At 69.5% G+C, this 18,316-nt stretch carries 17 protein-coding genes; 11 read left to right on the top strand and 6 right to left on the bottom strand.

The window, feature by feature from the left end; genetic code table 11:
- Positions 1-73: 73 nt before the first annotated feature.
- The 3 genes from AB0K08_RS02200 to AB0K08_RS02190 form a co-directional block, all read right to left on the bottom strand.
- Positions 74-676 (bottom strand): flavin reductase family protein, encoded by a 603-nt coding sequence (locus AB0K08_RS02200; protein ID WP_363351200.1) that lies wholly within the window; start codon positions 674-676, stop codon positions 74-76.
- A gap of 165 nt (positions 677-841) precedes the next feature.
- The gene (locus tag AB0K08_RS02195) at positions 842-1,834 is read right to left on the bottom strand and encodes a helix-turn-helix transcriptional regulator (RefSeq protein WP_363351198.1); all 993 of its coding nucleotides are present in this window, start codon (positions 1,832-1,834) and stop codon (positions 842-844) included.
- Positions 1,835-2,031: 197 nt separating this feature from the next.
- Positions 2,032-2,235: a cold-shock protein gene (locus AB0K08_RS02190; RefSeq protein WP_363351196.1), complete on the bottom strand. Its 204-nt coding sequence runs from the start codon at positions 2,233-2,235 to the stop codon at positions 2,032-2,034.
- A gap of 365 nt (positions 2,236-2,600) precedes the next feature.
- On the opposite strand from AB0K08_RS02190, the gene AB0K08_RS02185 reads away from it, so the two are divergent.
- A complete protein-coding gene (locus AB0K08_RS02185) occupies positions 2,601-5,237 on the top strand; it encodes an ATP-dependent Clp protease ATP-binding subunit (RefSeq protein ID WP_363351194.1) in 2,637 nt (878 codons plus the stop codon).
- Positions 5,238-5,314: 77 nt separating this feature from the next.
- On the opposite strand, the gene AB0K08_RS02180 is transcribed toward AB0K08_RS02185, so the two are convergent.
- The gene (locus tag AB0K08_RS02180; RefSeq protein WP_345359791.1) at positions 5,315-5,518 is read right to left on the bottom strand and encodes a cold-shock protein; all 204 of its coding nucleotides are present in this window, start codon (positions 5,516-5,518) and stop codon (positions 5,315-5,317) included.
- Between the two features lie 294 nt (positions 5,519-5,812).
- Positions 5,813-6,307, bottom strand: coding sequence for a hypothetical protein (locus tag AB0K08_RS02175; RefSeq protein ID WP_363351191.1), 495 nt, complete (start codon positions 6,305-6,307; stop codon positions 5,813-5,815).
- 189 nt (positions 6,308-6,496) lie between these two features.
- On the opposite strand from AB0K08_RS02175, the gene AB0K08_RS02170 reads away from it, so the two are divergent.
- The 7 genes from AB0K08_RS02170 to AB0K08_RS02140 all read left to right on the top strand — a co-directional run bounded on the left by AB0K08_RS02170 (position 6,497) and on the right by AB0K08_RS02140 (position 14,090).
- A complete protein-coding gene (locus tag AB0K08_RS02170) occupies positions 6,497-7,027 on the top strand; it encodes a hypothetical protein (protein ID WP_363351189.1) in 531 nt (176 codons plus the stop codon).
- Between the two features lie 80 nt (positions 7,028-7,107).
- The gene (locus AB0K08_RS02165; RefSeq protein ID WP_363351187.1) at positions 7,108-7,653 is read left to right on the top strand and encodes an RES family NAD+ phosphorylase; all 546 of its coding nucleotides are present in this window, start codon (positions 7,108-7,110) and stop codon (positions 7,651-7,653) included.
- A 15-nt stretch (positions 7,654-7,668) separates the two neighbouring features.
- Complete coding sequence (locus AB0K08_RS02160; RefSeq protein ID WP_363351185.1) at positions 7,669-10,401, top strand: DEAD/DEAH box helicase; 2,733 nt, start codon at positions 7,669-7,671, stop codon at positions 10,399-10,401.
- A 159-nt stretch (positions 10,402-10,560) separates the two neighbouring features.
- Positions 10,561-11,583 carry an ABC transporter substrate-binding protein gene (locus AB0K08_RS02155; protein WP_115932201.1) on the top strand — a complete coding sequence of 341 codons (1,023 nt, stop codon included), beginning with the start codon at positions 10,561-10,563 and terminating at the stop codon, positions 11,581-11,583.
- A 50-nt stretch (positions 11,584-11,633) separates the two neighbouring features.
- Positions 11,634-12,473, top strand: a complete 840-nt coding sequence (locus tag AB0K08_RS02150; RefSeq protein ID WP_363351182.1) for an ABC transporter permease subunit — start codon at positions 11,634-11,636, stop codon at positions 12,471-12,473.
- Between the two features lies 1 nt (position 12,474).
- On the top strand, positions 12,475-13,284 hold the full coding sequence (locus AB0K08_RS02145) for an ABC transporter permease (protein ID WP_363351180.1): 810 nt from the start codon (positions 12,475-12,477) through the stop codon (positions 13,282-13,284).
- A complete protein-coding gene (locus tag AB0K08_RS02140) occupies positions 13,281-14,090 on the top strand; it encodes an ABC transporter ATP-binding protein (RefSeq protein ID WP_363351178.1) in 810 nt (269 codons plus the stop codon). Before AB0K08_RS02145 ends, AB0K08_RS02140 begins: the two co-directional genes overlap by 4 nt.
- Positions 14,091-14,100: 10 nt before the next feature.
- Here the strand turns inward: AB0K08_RS02140 and AB0K08_RS02135 are convergent, their stop codons facing one another.
- Positions 14,101-15,048 carry a LysR family transcriptional regulator gene (locus tag AB0K08_RS02135; protein WP_363351176.1) on the bottom strand — a complete coding sequence of 316 codons (948 nt, stop codon included), beginning with the start codon at positions 15,046-15,048 and terminating at the stop codon, positions 14,101-14,103.
- Between the two features lie 220 nt (positions 15,049-15,268).
- On the opposite strand from AB0K08_RS02135, the gene AB0K08_RS02130 reads away from it, so the two are divergent.
- From AB0K08_RS02130 to AB0K08_RS02120, 3 genes are read left to right on the top strand one after another with little or no spacing between them, the layout of a single operon-like run.
- Positions 15,269-16,285, top strand: coding sequence for a VOC family protein (locus tag AB0K08_RS02130; RefSeq protein ID WP_363351174.1), 1,017 nt, complete (start codon positions 15,269-15,271; stop codon positions 16,283-16,285).
- Positions 16,282-17,322 carry a fumarylacetoacetate hydrolase family protein gene (locus AB0K08_RS02125; RefSeq protein ID WP_363351172.1) on the top strand — a complete coding sequence of 347 codons (1,041 nt, stop codon included), beginning with the start codon at positions 16,282-16,284 and terminating at the stop codon, positions 17,320-17,322. The genes AB0K08_RS02130 and AB0K08_RS02125 overlap by 4 nt, the downstream gene beginning before the upstream one ends.
- Entirely contained in the window at positions 17,319-18,314 is a 996-nt protein-coding gene (locus AB0K08_RS02120; protein WP_363351170.1) for a cyclase family protein, read from the top strand. The genes AB0K08_RS02125 and AB0K08_RS02120 overlap by 4 nt, the downstream gene beginning before the upstream one ends.
- The last annotated feature ends 2 nt before the right edge of the window (positions 18,315-18,316 follow it).

The following is an 18,316-nucleotide window of genomic DNA, read 5'->3' as shown; positions in this document are numbered from 1 at the left end:
TGACCGTCCTTTCGAATCGTCATGGAATTCGCGGGTGCGTTCAGGTGAACAGGGGTAGTGCGGGCGGTTGGATTCAGAAGGCCCTGAAGGAGGTGGAGCCCTCGAACCAGCCATGGGCGATCGAGTCGCCGGAGGCCTCCCAGGGCGCTCCCCCGTGCAGGGAGCCGGCGTGATGGAATTTGCCGGAGATGAACAGCAACGGGGCCTCGTCATTGACCTCCAGGGCCACGACCTCGCCGAGCACGATCAGGTGGTCGCCCCCGTCGTAGACGCGCCATGGCCGGCACTCGATGGTGGCGGCATTGCCCTCCAGCACCGGGATCGCCCCCTCGCAACGCCAACGAATCGGCTCCCGGGCGGGCTTGCCGGCGAAGTTCAGGCAGGTGGCCAGCTGATCCTCGGCCATGATGTTGATCGCGAACGGCCGGTCCGCCAGGTACTCGGAGGCCTTGTTCCCGCGAATCAGAGTGATCTGGGCCAGTGGAGGGTCCATGGAGACGGCCGTGAACGCGTTGACCGTGGCACCGTGTGGCGCGCCGTCCTGCCCCTGGCAAGTCACCACCGTCACCCCGGTGGCGAACTTGCCGAAGGCCTTGCGCAGGCTCCTGGCGTCCACGGCGGCGCCGTGCTGGACCTCATGCAGAGTCCGACTGGATACCGTCACATCCTGGTTCATGGTGCTTCCTCCTGCGGGAATCTCTCGTGCCGTGATGTGGATCACAGGAGGAGATCCTGCAGGAGGCACCCCGGCGCCACCAGCGAATGTCCGCTCGGGGACATCCGACGTCCCCTCAGGGACAGATCGATAGCCCAGCCCGCCAGGGTCGGACCGATTCTCGTCTCAATCACCCTGGGCCGCTGAGGCCCGCTGCACCTCGGACGGCGTCACCCCGGCGTGGGCCCTGAAGGCCCGACTGAAGCTCGATGCTGTGGAGAACCCGCACCGCCGGGCGATCTCGGCGATGCTCATGGACGGTCCGGAGACGAGCAGGGATTCGGCGCGGCGCAGCCGATGGGACGCCACCACCTCGGCGAAGGACCGACCCTGCCGCGCGAACAGTCGGGCCAGCTGACGTTCGCTGACCCCGGCCTCCCGCGCCACCGCCGCACGAGTCAGGCCGGTGTGGGAGAAGCCCCGCTCGATCGCCTGGAGGGCACGGCGGTGGGCCGAGTTCTGGTCCGTACCCAGGGCACGGGCCACCAGCTGCTCGAGGAGCCCGAAGGCCTCCTGCTCCACCGGCACGAGATCGGCGGGAGGATGGATGAAGACCTCATCGATGAGTGACGCGAGACTGGTGGCGGCCGCGTCACCGACGGCACCGCCGTCGCCCGCCGCGAAATCGAAGACGAGGGGCTCCCGCAGCGGCGCACCGTGGGAGAGACGCATGAATTCCTCCCGCGGGAGGGTCAGCACGAACTCGCGGACGCCGTGCGAGAACCCGCGGACGAACGGCAGGTCGGCGTCGTAGAGGACAGCCTGTCCGCGGCGCAGCAGGAGCATCCCGTCCGCATGGTAGAAGAAGGCCTCCCCGCCCAAAGCGAAGAAGATGGCGATGTCCCCCGTGGGGTGCCGTGCGATCAGCCGCTGGGAGCGCTCCACGATCTGCGAGGAGCCACGCACGCTGGCGAACCGGAGTGAGGGGAAGTAGACGTTCAGCTCCTCGGCCTGAAGTGCCCCGCCCTCCAGAGTCCGGATGTCCAGGCCGATCAGGGCCTTGGTGTTGTGCTCTTCCCAGTACTCGACCCGCAGGCCGGCCGGGATCCTGGCGGTGCTGAATCTCTTCCACGCCGCAGCGGCGGCATCCGGCCCGGCACGGTCCTGCGGAGACTCCATGGCAGGGCCCTTCTCGATGGTCCGTCGGGCTGGGGATCGCGGTGCGCGCCCCGCTCGGCTACCAAGATACACGTCCACTCGTGATGCTCGTCACAGCAGGAGCGTTGGACCACACCCGCGGGCATGACAAAAGCGGCCGCCCTCCCTACAGGGGAGTGCGGCCGCTTCGACGATCTCTTCAGATCGAGCTGATCAGATCAGAGCGGGCGGACCGAGGAGGCCTGCATGCCCTTCTGGCCCTGAGTGGCCTCGAACTCGACCTTCTGGTTCTCCTGGAGCTCCTTGAAGCCCGAGCCGTCGATGGCGGAGAAGTGAACGAAGATGTCAGCGGAGTTGTCGTCCGGGGCGATGAAGCCAAAGCCCTTTTCAGCGTTGAACCACTTGACGGTACCGGTAGCCATGATGGCTCCTTTTCTTTGGGGTGTTTACCCGCCGGTGTTCCAGCGGGCGCGAAGCGGCGGTGTACATACCGCTTCGCCACGCCCCAGCTGGCCCGAAGGCCACCCGGTCCGCGGTGAGGACGGACTTACTGCAACTGTTACTACTACTTCTGGTGTCCAGTGTACGCCATCCGCAGCCCACTCCGTGACCACCACCTTCCGGGAGGGTCCGCTCGCGCCCCGCTGCTCCATCAAGCCTCTGCAAATCTTTGACTTGAGTGAGGTTCGCTCATGTTTCTTGAAACGTGGGAACAATCCGGGCACCATGGTCGTTACTTGAGTTGAACACACTCAACCCTGGTGCCAGACACCTCAAGGAGGACCTCATGCCCGCATTCTTCGGACCCGCCGGCTCGAACGGCGATTCCTTCGACGAATTCCTCACCCGCTACCTGCAGGGGCAGCGCTCCACCCGGCAGTCCCGGCCGGTGGATCTCACCCGGCTGCTGAGCAAGCGCACCCATGACGTGGTCACTGCCGCCGCGCAGTTCGCGCTCGAACGCGGCCAGCAGGACGTGGACGCGCTGCACCTGCTGCGCTCCCTGCTGGGTCAGGACCCCGCCGCGACCGCGCTGCGCCAGACCGGCGCCGACCCGCAGCAGGTGATCGCCGCCGTCGACGACCGACTGCCGGCCCCGGCCGAGCGCCAGGGCACCGACAGCGCCGGTGCGGCCGGTGCTGCAGGTGCCGCCGCGTCCCTGAACGCCTCCGCCCAGAAGGTCCTGCTGGACGGCTACCAGGTGGCCCGCGCCTTCGGTTCCACCTACATCGACCCCGAGCACGTGTTCTTCGCGCTCGTGCTCAACCACGACTCCCCCGCCGGCCAGCTGCTGGCCCAGGCCGGCATCACGCCGCAGTCGCTGCAGGCCGCCGCCCAGCAGCAGGGCCAGCCGGGCCAGCCTGGCGCCGGCACCCAGCAGCAGCCCGGACAGCCCCAACAGGTCGGGCAGGCCAGCCAGGAGGGTTCCATGCTGGAGCAGTTCGGCACGGACCTCACGGCGGAGGCCCGCGAGGGCCGGCTGGACCCGGTGATCGGCCGCTCCGAGGAGATCGAGCAGACCATCGAGATCCTGGCCCGCCGCACCAAGAACAACCCGGTGCTGATCGGTGAGGCCGGCGTGGGCAAGACCGCGATCGTGGAGGGCCTGGCCCAGGCCATCATCGCGGACGAGGTGCCCGCCCAGCTCACGGGCCGCCGCGTGATCTCCCTGGACCTGCCGGGGATGGTGGCCGGCACCCGCTACCGCGGTGACTTCGAGGAGCGGCTGACCAAGGTGATGGAGGAGATCGCCGCGGACGCCGACATCATCGTGTTCATCGACGAGCTGCACACGGTGGTCGGCGCGGGCGGCTCCGGGGAATCCGGCGGCATGGACGCCGGCAACATCCTCAAGCCGCGGCTGGCCCGCGGGGACCTGCACCTGGTCGGTGCCACCACCCTGAAGGAGTACCGCACCCTGGAGAAGGACTCCGCGCTGGAGCGCCGCTTCCAGCCGGTCACCGTGGGCGAGCCCTCGGTGGAGGACTCCGTGCAGATCCTGCAGGGGCTGGCCGGGCGCTACGCGGACCACCACCAGGTGAGCTACACGGACGAGGCGCTGCGCGCCGCCGTCGTGCTCTCGAACCGGTACATCACGGACCGGTTCCTGCCGGACAAGGCGATCGACCTGATCGACCAGGCCGGGGCCCGGCTGTCCCTGAAGCGAGGCCCGGTGTCCGACGCCGGCCCGGCGCCGGACGTGGACGGGCTGCGGTCCCAGCTCGCGGACGTGGAGGCCGAGAAGAACGCGGCGGCCAACGCCGAGGACTACGAGCGGGCCTCCGAGCTGCGGGATGAGGCCGTCCGCCTCGGCGAGCAGCTGGCCGAGGCGGTGGCCCGCCCGGCGGCCGGTGACGCCGACCGCGTGGTGGACGAGGACGCGATCGCCGAGATGGTCTCCCGCGCCACCGGCATTCCGGCGGCCCGGATGACGGAGGCGGAGAAGTCGCGGCTGGCCCGGCTCGAGGAGGAACTCCACGGCCGGGTGGTGGGCCAGGATGACGCGGTCACGGCGATCGCGAAGTCCATCCGCCGCTCCCGCACCGGGATGGCCGATCCCTCGCGTCCCGTGGGCAGCTTCCTGTTCCTGGGGCCGACCGGCGTGGGCAAGACCGAGCTGGCCAAGTCCCTGGCGCACGCCCTGTTCGACGACGAGGACGCGATGGTCCGGTTCGACATGTCCGAGTTCGGCGAGCGCCACACCGTCTCCCGCCTGGTCGGTGCCCCTCCGGGGTACGTGGGCTATGACGAGGCCGGGCAGCTGACCGAGCGGGTGCGCCGCCGCCCGTATTCGGTGGTGCTGCTGGACGAGATCGAGAAGGCGCACCCGGACGTGTTCAACCTGCTGCTGCAGGTGCTGGACGACGGCCGGCTCACCGACGGCCAGGGCCGCACCGTGGACTTCCGCAACACGGTGCTGATCATGACCTCCAACCTGGGCAGCGAGTTCCTGTCCTCGGGCGGGACGCCGCTGGGCTTCGTGTCCGGGGACGCGGAGGCCGCCCGGCGGGACGTGAAGCAGAAGGTGATGGGCCGGCTGAAGGAGTTCATGCGGCCGGAGTTCCTGAACCGGATCGACGACACCGTGCTGTTCTCGCCGCTGTCCGCCGAGGAGCTGCGCCAGATCGTGGGCCTGCAGCTGCAGGCCTCCGAGCAGCGGCTGGCCGATCAGGGCATCGCCCTGGAGGTGGACGACGCCGCCCGCGACTGGATCGCGGAGGCCGGGTACGAGCCGGCCTACGGCGCCCGCCCGTTGCGCCGGGTGATCCAGCGCGAGCTGGATGATGCGGTGGCGGACCTGCTGGTCACCGAGGCCGTGGCCGCCGGTGATGCCCTGCGCGTGAGCGTGGACGGCGGCGGGCTGTCCGTGGTGGCGGTGCCGGGCCCACGGTCCGAGGCCGCGCCGGAGGCGCTGGCCGCCTGAGCGGCTGGCCAGCAGCCCGCACACAGAACGGCCGCCCACCCTTCGAGGGTGAGCGGCCGTTCTGGTGTCAGGTCAGATCAGAGCGGGCGGACCGAGGAGGCCTGCATGCCCTTCTGGCCCTGAGTGGCCTCGAACTCGACCTTCTGGTTCTCCTGGAGCTCCTTGAAGCCCGAGCCCTCGATGGCGGAGAAGTGCACGAAGATGTCGGCGGAGTTGTCATCCGGGGCGATGAAGCCAAAGCCCTTTTCAGCGTTGAACCACTTGACGGTACCGGTGGCCATGGTGGCCTCATTTCTCTGGGTGTTCTACCCGCCGGTTTTCCGGCGGTGGCGAAGCGGTGTGTATATACCGCTTCGCAACGCCCCAGCCGGCCCGAAGGCCACCCGGTCCGCAGTGAGGACGGACTTACTGATACAACAACAACGACTTCTGGGACCAATCTACGAGATGTTCGCCGTTTGCACGAGGGGTAGTTTTCCCTTCGTTCTTTAACCACCTGCGGCCCCACCGGAACCGGTGGGGCCGCGAGTGCGTCCTAGACTCAGGACAGTCCCTTGAGACGGGCTTGGATCAGATCACTTGAGCAGGTTGCGGGAGGCCTTGGCCCACGCAGCGGTGACGTCCTCGGCGAACTGGATCTGGGCGGTGGCGGCGTCCTTCACCCAGTCGGACGTGGCGGAGCCGGCCAGCTTGCGCTGCAGGTCGAAGAGGCCCTTGGCAGCGGTCTCGTACTGATCGACGGCGGCGCGGGTGCCGGCCTTGGAGGACTCGGCCATCGCGGCGTTGAACTCCTGGATGCGGGCGGTGTTCTCCTCGAACTGCTTGCTGCCCTTCTCGAAGTTCTCGAGGGCCTTGTCCGTCATCTCGGCGGAGCCCTGACGGGCCTTCTCGGAGACGGCCTTCATCTGGGCGACGGTCTCCTCGGTCATCTTGGAGGCGTTCGCGTTGGCCTTGTCGGCGGCGGCCTTGGTGGCGGCGGCGGTCTGGGTGGTGGCCTTCGAGGCAGCAGCCTTGACCTCTTCGGCGGCGGCCTTCGTGGCGTTGGTGGCGTTGGTGTTTGCAGCAGCCATGGTGACTCCTTGGGTTGATCTCTATGGCAGCGGTTCCGATGCCTGCGTTAACAAAGTTAGCAGAACTTAGCTAACTTCTGCAATCCTGCTAATGAGCCTGTCGCGCACCGAGAGTCTGCGGCCCCACGCCGAACCCTTCATATCCGTTGATGATCAACATATGATGGAAGCCAAGGATTGGAGGCACCCATGTCCACGGTGACACCGGACCCGAAGCCAGAACAGGTGGCCCTGGAGGAGACCAGGGACTATCGCCAGATGCTCGACGCCGTTCGCCTGCTCGGTGACGCGATGGGGGCGCTGCGGCACCGCGTCTCCCCCCAGATGGCTGCCGGCGTGGCCGAGACCGAGAACGCCTGGCAGCGGATGGACGACGAGTTCGGGCTGCTGGACGGCCGCGAGGTCGCCCGGATCTCCGGCTCACGGCAGTCCACCGGCGGTTACGCCAATGACCGCCGCAAGGCCCGCTCACTGCTCGGTGTCCATCGAGGCAACGCCTACCGCTATCCCGGCTTCCAGTTCGACCGCCGGGGACACGTCTACCCCTCCGTCCAGGACGTTCTGGGGCTGGCGCTCGAGTTCAGCGTCTCCGACGAAGACGTGGCCCAGTGGTTCCTGCTCGAGGCCCCCAGCCTGGATGGGCGCCGCCCGGTGGACCTCATCGGGGATGCCGACGAGGTTCAGGCTGAGTTCCGGGACCGGTTCGGCGCGCAGTGGTAGAGGCCTCGTGGCCGACGGGGCGGCGGGAGGCGGAGACCTTCATCGTTCCGACCGGCCATCTCCTGCATCGAGTCCTGGGCGTGTCCGGTGGTCGCACGGTCACTGACTTCAACCCCGGTTTCGGGGCGTCGACCAGGTTCGCCTTCTTCCAGGACTCCGACGGGGAGACGGTTCCCGTCCTCTACGCCGCCTATTCGGCAGAGGCTGCCGTGAGTGAGACGCTGCTCCGCAACATCCCGGTGGAGGGCGGTGCGCTGCTGGAGTCTGATTACCTGAACAGTATGCTCGCCGGGTTGCGTCCGAGCCGTGACCTGCGGCTGGCCAGGTTCATGGGGACCGGCCTGCGCGCGCTCGGCACCACCCACCAGACCGTCACCTCGTCGGACCGCCGCAGCTACCCGGACACCGTCCAGTGGGCCCGGGCCGCGCACCGGTCCGGCTTCGACGGCGCGGCGTGGATGAGCAACCGGTGCAATGACACCGTTGCGGTGGTGCTGTTCGGGGACCGGCTTGCCCCCGGCGAGCTGGCTGCAGACCCCGGCGTGGCGATGATCTTCAATCGGCAGGAGGACAGGGAGTGGCTCAGTGATATGTGCCAGCCGCTGGGCATCCGGGTCCGCTGGTAGTGGCAGGTCCATGACATGAACCAGCACAACCGCGACACCCTCCAGTCCACCTGTGACGAGGTCGAGTCCTGGCTGGAGCGCGCCGCCAGGCTGTTCGACCACCGCACCCAGGTGCGGCTGGACGCGCAGGAGGCCGCCCGTCGGCTCAGCAGCCACGTCCTGGACCTCGGCACCCAGGAGCAGCAAGGCCATCAGACCGGCCAGCTCTGGCGGGCCCTCCCTCTGGGGCCCGACGACGGCACCCACCTCGCTGCCCTGGCCCGCCTGCACAGCCTGCCGGCCATCGCCCCGCATGAGGAGGAGGCCCTCGCCACCCTCTCGCGCGGCCATGAGCAGGCGATCGACCACGCCCGCAGACTCCTCGGCCTGCGTCGCCTGATCACCTTCGGCGCCTCCCGCGCCGAGGCCGAGCAGGCCGCGGCCCACCTGGTCACCTACCGCCTGTGGGCCCACACGCAGGGGCTGCCGAAGCTCCTGGACCGCCTCGAGGCCCTGCCCACCATCGCGGACCGCATCCCCACCGAGGACGCCCTCCACCCGGTCATCGGGCTGCTCCGGCACCTGCCCGAGCTCGGCACCGCCCCGGAGCCGATCCCCCGCGAGGCCACCGCCGCGCTCCCCCACGCCATGACCACCCTGGACCACGCGCTCCGCCGGGAAGGCGAGCTGCGAGCGCAGGCCCACCGGGCCGGCGTCGTGATCCGGGAGACCGAGGCCAGAGCCCTGCTGGACACCATGGACGTGGAGCGGCTCAAGGACGTCACGGCCGAGCGGCTGACCACGGGGCCGCTGGTGGACGCCGGGATCACCACGGTGCTGCAGGTCTGGGACCGCGGCACGGAGCTCGAGGCGCTGCCCGGGGTCGGCAGGACCACCGCCACCCGGCTGCGCGGAGCCGCCCGCACCCTGTGGGACCTCACGGTGGACGCCACGCCGCTGCGCTTCGACCCGGCCGACCCCACCGGACGCACACAGCAGGCCACCGAGCTGCTGCGCCGGACCCGGGCCTGGGAGCGGCTGCTGCCGCTGCGCCGGGCGACGGCCGGCCTGGCGATGGCCGAGACCCTCGCACCCTTGGCCCGGGCAATGGACGCGGCCCATCCGGTCCTGCTGGCCGGCCGGGAGCAGACCGCCGCACAGTTCACCGAGGCGGTGGCCGCCGCGGTCCAGCTGGCCGGGAAGGTCCCCCGCGAGGAAGCCGAAGAGACCGGCGGGGCAGACGAGGCGGACGCCTGGGAGGACTTCCTGGCGCGGCCGGCCGACTACTACGCGCTGTTCGCCGAGCTCGGCTTCACCACGGAGGATCCGGAGAAGACGCAGGGCGACCTGCCGGCGGAGATCGTGGAGGCCGTGCGCGCGTACCGGCTGGACACCTCGGCGCTGACGGCCTCGCTGCGCGGATACCAGAGCTTCGGGGCGAAGTTCGCGCTGGTGCAGGGCAAGGTGGTCATCGGCGACGAGATGGGCCTGGGCAAGACCGTGGAGGCCCTGGCCGTGCTGACGCACCTCGCCGCGACCGGCGGGCCTGAGAACCAGCACTTCCTGGTGGTGTGCCCGGCGGCCGTGGTCGCCAACTGGATCAGGGAGATCGAGAAGATGACCACGCTGACCGCGCACCGGTTGCACGGCCCGGAGCGGGAGGCGGCAGCGACGGCCTGGCGGCGGACGGGCGGGGTCGCGGTCACCACCTTCGCCACCCTGCGCAGCGCTGCGGGTGAGGCAGACCCAGGGCACGACGCCGGCCCGGCCGGTTCCGCAGGACCGTCCGGTCCCAGCGGGAACGGCCGGGTGCCGCTGGCGTGCGTGGTGGTGGACGAGGCGCAGTACATCAAGAACCCGCAGGCGCTGCGCTCGCAGGCGGTGGCGGAGGTGGTCGCGTGCACGGAGCGGGCGGTGCTGCTGACCGGCACCCCGCTGATGAACCGGCTCGAGGAGTTCCGGGTGCTGGTCGGCTACCTGCAGCCGGACCTGGTGGTCGACTCCCACACCCTGGCCCCGGCCCGCTTCCGGCAGCAGGTGGCTCCGGCGTACCTGCGGCGCAACCAGGAGGACGTGCTCACCGAGCTGCCCGAGCTGGTGGAGGTCGAGGAGCTGCTGCCGATGTCCGCGGCGGACGCACGGGCCTACCGGGAGGCGGTGGCGGAGGGGAACTTCATGGCCATGCGCACCGCGGCCTTCGCCGCCGGGGCCGCCTCGGAGAAGCTGCAGCGGCTGGTGGAGATTGTGGCCGAGGCCGAGGAGAACGGGCGGCGGGTCATCGTGTTCTCCTTCTTCCGGGACGTGTTGGACGCCGTGGCGGGGGCACTCGAGGGGCCGGTGTTCGGACCGCTGACCGGCTCGGTGCCGGCGGCGAAGCGGCAGGTGATGGTGGACGAGTTCTCCGCCGCCCCGGGTGGCGCCGCCCTGGTGGCGCAGGTGACCGCCGGCGGGGTGGGGCTGAACATCCAGGCCGCCTCCGTGGTGGTGCTCTGCGAACCCCAGCTCAACCCGGCCCTCGAGTGGCAGGCCATCGCCCGCGCCCGGCGGATGGGCCAGCTCGAGACCGTCCAGGTGCACCGGCTGCTCACCGAGGAGGGCGTGGACCAGCGGCTGACCGAGATGCTGGCGGTCAAGGCGGAGTTGTTCGAGCAGTTCGCCGCCGAGTCGGAGATGGCCGAGGCCGCCCCGGAGGCGGTGGACGTCTCTGAGGCGGAATTGGCCCGGGAGGTCATCGCGGCGGAGCGGGAGCGGCTACTCACCGCACTATAGATGCGGCTGATGCTGAGTAGAAGCAATAGAGCGTTCCCCTATTGTCTTTTCGCGGAGATGCTGATGTGACCTGGATCTCACTCACACCGTGCACCGAGGCCAGGAGAATCGGCACCCCCGCCTCCCCGGCTCCCCGCCGGATTCATCACAGGAGATGACATGGAACTTCGACGCACCCTGCGACCCGCTGCCGCCATCACCACCCTCGCCCTCATGTTCGGATTGACCGCTTGCGGCGGATCCGCCGAATCAGAGCCCGTCAGCGATTCGGGGAGCAGCAGCAGTGGCGCTGCCGAGGAGGTCCTCCCGCTGACCGTGGCTCGCGGCGGCGTGAACATCGAGAACGCCGTGCTCGCTGATGAGCAGGGCTTCTTCGAGGAGGAAGGCCTCGACATCGGCGAGATGCAGCTCACCGGCATGGGCGGGGCCGCCGCGAACTCCTCCGTGATCTCCGGCGAATTCGACGTGGCGGCCACCGACGCGGTGACCGTCATCCGGGCCGTGGCCGAGGGCATGCCCGTCGTCGCAGTGGCCGGCACCAAGTCAGCCGACCCGGACTACGAGGGCGAGGTCTCCGACGGCGTCGTCGTCCCGCCGGGGAGCGACATCAAGGAATGGACCGACCTGGAGGGCAAGAAGATCGGCGTCCCGGAGCTCGGCGGCCTGCCGCACATGGCCACCATGACCGGCCTGATCGAGAACGGAGTCGACCCGGATTCGGTCGAGTTCGTGCCGTTGCCGACCGACGCCCTGGTGGAGGCCGCGGCGAAGGGCCAGGTGGACGCCGTCTTCACGTTCAGCATCTTCCTCCTCTCCGCCGTGGACAGCGGCTTCACCCGCGTCGGCACGGGGGTGCGCGAGTACCTGCCCAACGCCCCGCAGGTGCTGTGGGTCGCCTCCAAGGAATTCGCCGAGAACAACCCGGAGGCCCTCGAGCGGTTCCACAACGCGATCGAGAAAGGCACCGAGTACGGCAACGAGAACGAGGAGGCCGTGCGGCAGGCCTACCACGATCACACCCAGCTGCCGGCCCCCTTCATCGATGAGCGCATGGTGCTCGAGCCCCTCAACGTCGAGTTCGACGAGGAAGGGTGGAACACCCTGCTCCAGGTGATGAAGGACGAGGGCGACCTCCGTGAGGACCTCACCTACGAGGAGATCGTCTGGGAGGGTGCCCGCTGATCGGATGGCCGCCGAAACGCTCCACCCCGACATCATGAGAGGTCTTCGACGTGACCGTGACTGACATCCAGCGTGCCCCCGCCCGGGCCCCGGCCGGCGCCCGCACATCCAGCGAGCCACGGCTGGGCGGGATCGGGGTCACCCCCTGGAGGATCCTGGTCTTCGGAGCAGGCATCGCCCTCTGGTACCTGATCCACCTGACGGGGGTCTTCCCCGCCACGCTCCTCCCCAGCCCGATCGCCGTATTCATGGAGTGGGCCCAGGCACTGGTGACCGGTAGCTTCTGGTCGATCCTGGGCGACACCCTCGCCGGTGCCCTGGTCGGCCTCGCCTTCGGGATCGTGGCGGGGATCCCCTTGGGGATCCTGACGGGGCGATTCGTGGCCGCCGAGCTGTCGGTGCGGTTCCTCGTCGACTTCGGCCGCGCGTTTCCGGCGGTCGCACTCGTCGCGGTGCTCCTGCTCATCCTCGGGCGCGGCATCGAGGTGAAGGTGGTGCTGGTCTTCGTCGCGGTGGTGTTCATCATCATCCTGCAGACCCAGCACGGTGTCCGCAGCGTGAGCGCCTCGATCGTGGACACCACCCATGCGTTCCGGATCCGCGGGGGGCTCTTCGTGCGCAAGGTGCTGCTACCCAGCGCCGCTCCCTCCATCCTGGCCGGGCTGCGCCTGGCGGCCTCCGTGGCAGTCCTCGTCACGATCTCCACGGAGGTCCTGACCGGCGCACCCGGACTCGGGGCGAGCATCGCCGAGGCCCAGGTCGGGGGCAACTCCGCTCTCGCCTACGCCTACATCGTCTATGCCGGACTGCTGGGCTACGCCGTGAACATGGGGCTCGGGTGGGCTCAGGGCCGGCTGCTGCGCTGGCAGCCCCAGGGATCGGGAGACTGACATGGGTACCAAGACCTACTCACCGCTGGCCTCGGTGCTGCTGCAGGCCTGGCTGCCGGTGACGCTGATCCTGCTGTGGTTCGCCGCGTCCGCCTCCTCCACCTCGGTGTTCTGGCCGCCCCTGACCGAGATCCTCGGCACCATGGGCCAATGGGCCAGCAGTGGCGGGCTCTGGAGCGATGCGCTGTTCAGCTTCGGCAACTACTTCCTGGCGCTGCTCCTGTCCCTGGTGGTCGGGCTTGCCCTCGGCACGGCGATCGGGCTGATGCCCCGGGTCGGCCTCATCCTGGACCCCTACCTGGACTTCTTCCGGTCCCTGCCGAACGTGGTCTTCGTCCCGATCATCATCCTCACGCTCGGGATCGGGCGGGAGCCGAAGGTGTTCCTCATCTTCATCGCCTGCGTGTGGCCCATCCTGCTCAACTGCATCGTGGGCGTGCGCTCCATCCAGCCCGCCATCTTCGAGGCGTCCCGGGCCTACCGGATCCCCTTGCGTCTGCAGATCCCCAAGGTCGTGCTCGCCGGCGCGCTGCCGCAGATCGCGGTGGGCGTCCGGCTGGCCATCACCATCGGGATCGTGATGCTGGTGGTCAGCGAGATGTACGGCGCCACCGAGGGGGTCGGGTACTTCATCCTGCAGAGCGGCCAGCGGTTCCAGCTCGCCGCCGCCTGGGCAGGGACCCTGCTGGTCGGGGTCATCGGCTGGGTCTTCACCTCCCTCTATGCCCTCGCCGAGCACCGGCTGCTGCGGTGGAACCGCGAGCAGGACGCCGGCCCCACCACCCGCCCCCGCAAAGGAGCACGCGCATGACCTCCCAGACCCTCGCCACCGACCTCGCCCTCTCCGCCCAGCACGTCAGCAAGGCCTTCGGCACCGGAGCGGAGAAGGTGGTGGTCATCGACGACCTCCACCTCGAGATCCAGCCCGGTGACGTGACCTGCCTCGTCGGCCCCTCCGGGGTCGGCAAGACGACCCTGCTGAGACTGCTGGCCGGGCTGGCGGCGCCCACCTCGGGGCAGGTGTCCCTGGGCGGCACGCCGATCACCGGGGCGGTCGAGGAGATCGCCGTGGTCTTCCAGGACTACCGCGGTTCGCTGATGCCGTGGATGCGGGTGCTGCAGAACGTCGCCTTCCCGTTGGAGGGGCAGGGCGTGGCCAAGGCGGAACGGCTGGAGCGCGCGGCCGCCGCCCTCGAAGTGGTCGGCCTGACAGACAGCGCCCACCGATACCCGTGGCAGCTCTCCGGCGGCATGCAACAGCGGGTCGCGATCGCCCGGGCCCTGGCCTACGAGTCACCGATCCTGCTGATGGACGAGCCCTTCGGGTCCCTGGACGCCCAGACCCGGTTCGAGCTGGAGGACCTGGTCCTGAGGCTGAGGCGGGACCTCGGCATCACGATCGTGCTGGTCACCCACGATATCGACGAGGCGGTCTACCTGGGCGACCGAGTCGTCGTCTTCGGGGGGCGGCCCTCGCGGATCGTCGACGACATCGCCGTGCCCCTGGGCCGGGAGCGCAGCCAGCTGACCACCCGGGCCGAGCCCGTGTTCATCGAGCTGCGCACCCGGGTGCTGGACGAGATCCAGCGCTGCGGCCTCAAGGCCTCCCCCCGGTAGCGGCGCCCGGTCACCCCGGGTGCGCGCCGCCGTCGTGATCCTCGAAGCCGATGCGAGCCGCGGTGAACACCTCACGCAACCACCGGTGCTCCGGATCGGGCTCATGCACCGGGTGCCACCACAGTGCGTTCAACAGCGGCACCGCGTTGAACGGCAGCTCGAGCACCTGGACGTCCCCCATGCGCTGGGCGAGCGGGGAGAGATGGCGCTGGATGATCGCCAGGCGCTCGGTGTGCTCCACGAACAGGGGCAGCATCACGAAGCTCTCCGCCACCGCCTCGATCCAGGGGTTCACCCCCAGCTGCTCGAGCTGGCGCCCCACGGAGGTGAACGCGAAGCGGGTGCGGTAGGTGAAGACCCAGGGGGATTCGGAGAGCACCTCCATGGTGAGCCCGCCGGCGACCCGTTCATTGCCGGTGGCGGCGATGGCCACCCAGTCGTCCCGGATGACGTCCAGGTGCGGCAGTTCGGAGACCACTCCGTGGGGCAGCACGAGCGCGTCGATCGAGGGCAGCCGCAGCAGCACCTCGTCCATGGTCTCCGGCGAGGAGGGCACGAAGTGCATCCGGACGTGGGGCGCCTGCTGGTGGGCGATCCGCGTCACCCGCGGCGCGATCGTGGCCAGCGAGTAGTCGGAGCAGTGGATGATGAACTCGCGCTCGGACTCCGTGGGATCCCACCGGGACTGGCTCTCGAACACCCGGCGGGTGGCATCCAGCGCCACGGTGGTGTGCTCGGCCAGCCGCACGGCCAGCGGCGTGAGCTCATAGGTGTTGCCCCGCCGGGCCAGCAGCTGATCGTCGAAGTGCCGGCGGAGCTTGCCCAGGGAGGCGCTCAGCGAGGGCTGGCTCAGCTGCAGCCGGGCCGCCGCCCGCGTGACGTTCCGCTCGGTGAGCAGGGCGTCCAGCGCCACGAGCAGGTTCAGGTCGAGGCGTGAGAGCAGGCGCTCGTCCGGCATGGCCGCGGCCTCCTTCTGTCGATTTCTGTCGATTTCCGTCGATTCCCGTCGACTGCGGCCGGCTGCGGCCGAGCGCTCCCGACCTTCCGGTCAGGCTATCAGCGATGCCGATAGTTGGGATATGCATTCCGGGCTTCACTGATGATGTGACGCCGACCACTATAGAACCAACGAGGCCCAACCGGGCCATGGCCCACTCCGGGCACTGAAAGGACCGAGGATGACCACGCTTCTCTCCCACCTGTCGTACGTCGCGTTGACCACCCCCGATGTCGAGGCATCGGTGGACTTCTACGTCAACAAGGTCGGTCTCACCGAGGTCGCCCGCCAGGACGGTGCCGTCTACCTGCGTTGCTGGGGCGACTACTACACCTACAGCCTGGTGATCCAGCACGGTGACGAACCCTCCCTGGCCACCATGGCCTGGCGCACCACCAGCCGCGAGGCCTTGGACGAGGCCGTGCAGCGCATCGAGGCCGCCGGCGTCACCGGTGAGTGGTTCGACGGCCTGGACATCGGCCGCGCCTACCGCTTCGTGGGACCGTGGGGCCACTCGATGACCCTGCACTGGGACGCCCGGCATTTCCGCTACGAGGAGGGCGAGCTCGCCTCGGTCTTCCCGGACCGCCCCCAGCGGCGCAGCCGGGTGGCCGGTGCCCCCCGCCATCTCGACCACGTCACCGTCTGCGCCAGCGACGTGGACGCCTTCGCCGCCTGGTACAGCGAGGTACTGGGCTACCGGATCATGGCCCGCACGGTGCTGGAGGACATCCCCCTCTCGGTGTTCTCGGTGATCACCACCAACGAGAAGTCCCACGATCTGGGCATCGTGCTCGACGGCTCGGAGCGCGCCGGACGCATCAACCACTTCGCGTTCTGGGTGGACACCCGCGAGGAGATGCTGATCGCCGCGGACTCGCTGCTGGAGGACGGGGTGCGCATCGAGTACGGCCCCACCATCCACGGCATCGGCGAGCAGTCGTTCCTGTACTACCGCGAGCCCTCCTCCATGCGGATCGAGCTCAACACCGGCGGCTACCGCAACTACGTGCCCGACTGGGACGCGAACACCTGGAAGACGTCCCAGGGCTCCTACGACATCTACCAGAACAGTCCCATGCACGCGTCCCTGAGCGAGTCCTTCCCGCCGGCGAACGGACCCAGCGCCTCGGAGGAGGGCATCACCGAGGAGGTCCGCGACCAGTTGGCCGCGAAGTCCGCAGGGGTCACCGAATGACCAGCACGACGCCGGCCCCCGGCACCGGATTGACCGCACCGTTCGCGGTGGCCCGCTTTCGGGACGGGGACGGCGACGGAGACGACGGCGGCACGGCGCGCCTCGGCCTCGTGGCCGGCGAGCGCATCCGTGCCCTCGACGAGGCGGACCTCGGCGCACCGGACCTCAACGCCTTCCTGGCCGCCCCCGACTGGGACCGGCTCGGCCGGCTCGTCGACGAAGGCACGGGTACGGGCGCTGGCTCGGGCACGGACAGTCCCTGGCGGCCCCTGGCCGAGGTCACGCTGACGGCACCGGTCCAACCGCGCCAGGTGGTCCAGGCCGGGGCGAACTACCGGACCCACGTCATCGACCTCGTGGTGGCCCACGCCCCGACGTCTGACACCCGGCCCGAAGTCGAGATCCGCGAGGACGCGGCCCGGATGATGGATGAGCGCGCCGCCACCGGGGAACCGTACTTCTTCATCGGCCTGCCCACGGCGGTCGTCGGCGACGACGTCCCGCTGGTGTTGCCGTCCTATAGCGAGCAGCACGACTGGGAGCTGGAGCTGGCCGTGGTGATCGGCCGGGAGGGGTTCAGGATCACCCCCGAGGAGGCGATGGACCACGTGGCCGGCTACACCATCTGCAACGACATCACCACGCGGGACCGCGTGTTCCGTGAGGACTCGAAGGGCATCGGCGCGGACTGGTACCGCTCCAAGAACGCCCCGGGGTTCCTGCCCACCGGCCCGTTCCTGGTCCCGGCAGGCTTCGTGGAGCCCCACAACCTGGCCATCACCCTGGACCTGAACGGCGAGCGCATGCAGGATGCCGTCACCTCGGACCTGCTGTTCGACGTGCCCGCGCTGATCTCCGCGGCCTCGTTGAACATGCCGCTGCTTCCCGGGGACCTGCTGCTGACCGGCAGCCCTGCCGGCAACGGCGCCCACTGGGGGCGGCTGCTGCGGGATGGCGATGTCATGGAGGGCTCGGTCCAGGGCCTGGGCACCCAGAGGGTCCGTTGTATCGCTGAGAGTGCAGGAGGAAGCAGATGAGCTCGCTGTCTGAGAACCCGGCGGACCTGGATCCGACCGATCCGACCGGCGAGGTCGGCGTGCGGGCCGAGGCGTACCGCAACTGGGGGCGGTGGGGCGAGGACGATGCCCTGGGGACCCTGAACTTCATCGACGCCGCCAAGCGCCTGGAGGCCGCCCGCCTGGTCACGGAGGGGCTGACCGTCTCGCTCGGCCAGGAGTTCAACGAGGACGGCCCGCAGAAGGGGTGGAAGAAGCGCAACAACCCGGTCCACACCATGACCGGCACCGGCCTGGACGCCGAGCGCAACCCCGGGGTCCACCCGCACGGGATCGGCGGGGCGGACGACCTGATCGTGATGCCCCTGCAGTGCTCCACCCAGTGGGACGGCCTCGGCCACATCTTCGACCACGGGTACGCCTGGAACGGGCGCCGAGCCGGGGACGTCGTCACCACCCAGGGTGACCAGGTCACCGGGATCGAGCACGCCGCCGCCGTCATCGTCTCCCGGGGTGTGCTGCTCGATCTGGGCCGGCACCTGCGCCCGGAGACCGGTGAGCTGGAGGACGGCTATGCGATCACCACCGAGGACCTTCAGGCCTGCCTCGCCGCCCAGGGCGTCTCGTCCGCCGTCGGCCGGGGAGACATCCTGTTGGTCCGCACCGGTCAGCTCGCCCGCGTCCGCCGCCAGGGCTGGGGTGACTATGCCGGCGGGCCGGCCCCCGGGCTGTCCCTCACCACCGCCGGGTGGCTGCATCGCAGCGAGATCGCCGCGATCGCCACGGACACGTGGGGTTTCGAGGTGCGTCCGAACGAGTTCCACGATTCCTTCCAGCCCCTGCACCAGGTCGTCATCCCCAACATGGGACTGACGGTCGGTGAGATGTGGGACCTGGAGGGGATCGGGCAGGCCTGCGCCGAGCGCGGACGGTATGAGTTCCTGCTCTCGGCGCAGCCGCTGCCCATCACCGGTGCCGTCGGTTCGCCCCTCAATCCCATCGCCCTGCTCTGAGA

The organism is Citricoccus sp. NPDC055426 (assembly GCF_040677445.1).
GTDB lineage: Bacteria > Actinomycetota > Actinomycetes > Actinomycetales > Micrococcaceae > Citricoccus.
This window is presented reverse-complemented; position numbering and strand designations above follow the sequence as displayed.

Coding starts and splice junctions, on each gene's coding strand:
- AB0K08_RS02125 (WP_363351172.1), top strand. CDS start 16,282: ATGACCAGCACGACGCCGGCCCCCGGCACCGGATTGACCGCACCGTTC.
- AB0K08_RS02140 (WP_363351178.1), top strand. CDS start 13,281: ATGACCTCCCAGACCCTCGCCACCGACCTCGCCCTCTCCGCCCAGCAC.
- AB0K08_RS02190 (WP_363351196.1), bottom strand. CDS start 2,235: ATGGCTACCGGTACCGTCAAGTGGTTCAACGCTGAAAAGGGCTTTGGC.
- AB0K08_RS02155 (WP_115932201.1), top strand. CDS start 10,561: ATGGAACTTCGACGCACCCTGCGACCCGCTGCCGCCATCACCACCCTC.
- AB0K08_RS02185 (WP_363351194.1), top strand. CDS start 2,601: ATGCCCGCATTCTTCGGACCCGCCGGCTCGAACGGCGATTCCTTCGAC.
- AB0K08_RS02130 (WP_363351174.1), top strand. CDS start 15,269: ATGACCACGCTTCTCTCCCACCTGTCGTACGTCGCGTTGACCACCCCC.
- AB0K08_RS02170 (WP_363351189.1), top strand. CDS start 6,497: ATGTCCACGGTGACACCGGACCCGAAGCCAGAACAGGTGGCCCTGGAG.
- AB0K08_RS02160 (WP_363351185.1), top strand. CDS start 7,669: ATGAACCAGCACAACCGCGACACCCTCCAGTCCACCTGTGACGAGGTC.
- AB0K08_RS02145 (WP_363351180.1), top strand. CDS start 12,475: ATGGGTACCAAGACCTACTCACCGCTGGCCTCGGTGCTGCTGCAGGCC.
- AB0K08_RS02180 (WP_345359791.1), bottom strand. CDS start 5,518: ATGGCCACCGGTACCGTCAAGTGGTTCAACGCTGAAAAGGGCTTTGGC.
- AB0K08_RS02195 (WP_363351198.1), bottom strand. CDS start 1,834: ATGGAGTCTCCGCAGGACCGTGCCGGGCCGGATGCCGCCGCTGCGGCG.
- AB0K08_RS02135 (WP_363351176.1), bottom strand. CDS start 15,048: ATGCCGGACGAGCGCCTGCTCTCACGCCTCGACCTGAACCTGCTCGTG.
- AB0K08_RS02120 (WP_363351170.1), top strand. CDS start 17,319: ATGAGCTCGCTGTCTGAGAACCCGGCGGACCTGGATCCGACCGATCCG.
- AB0K08_RS02175 (WP_363351191.1), bottom strand. CDS start 6,307: ATGGCTGCTGCAAACACCAACGCCACCAACGCCACGAAGGCCGCCGCC.
- AB0K08_RS02200 (WP_363351200.1), bottom strand. CDS start 676: ATGAACCAGGATGTGACGGTATCCAGTCGGACTCTGCATGAGGTCCAG.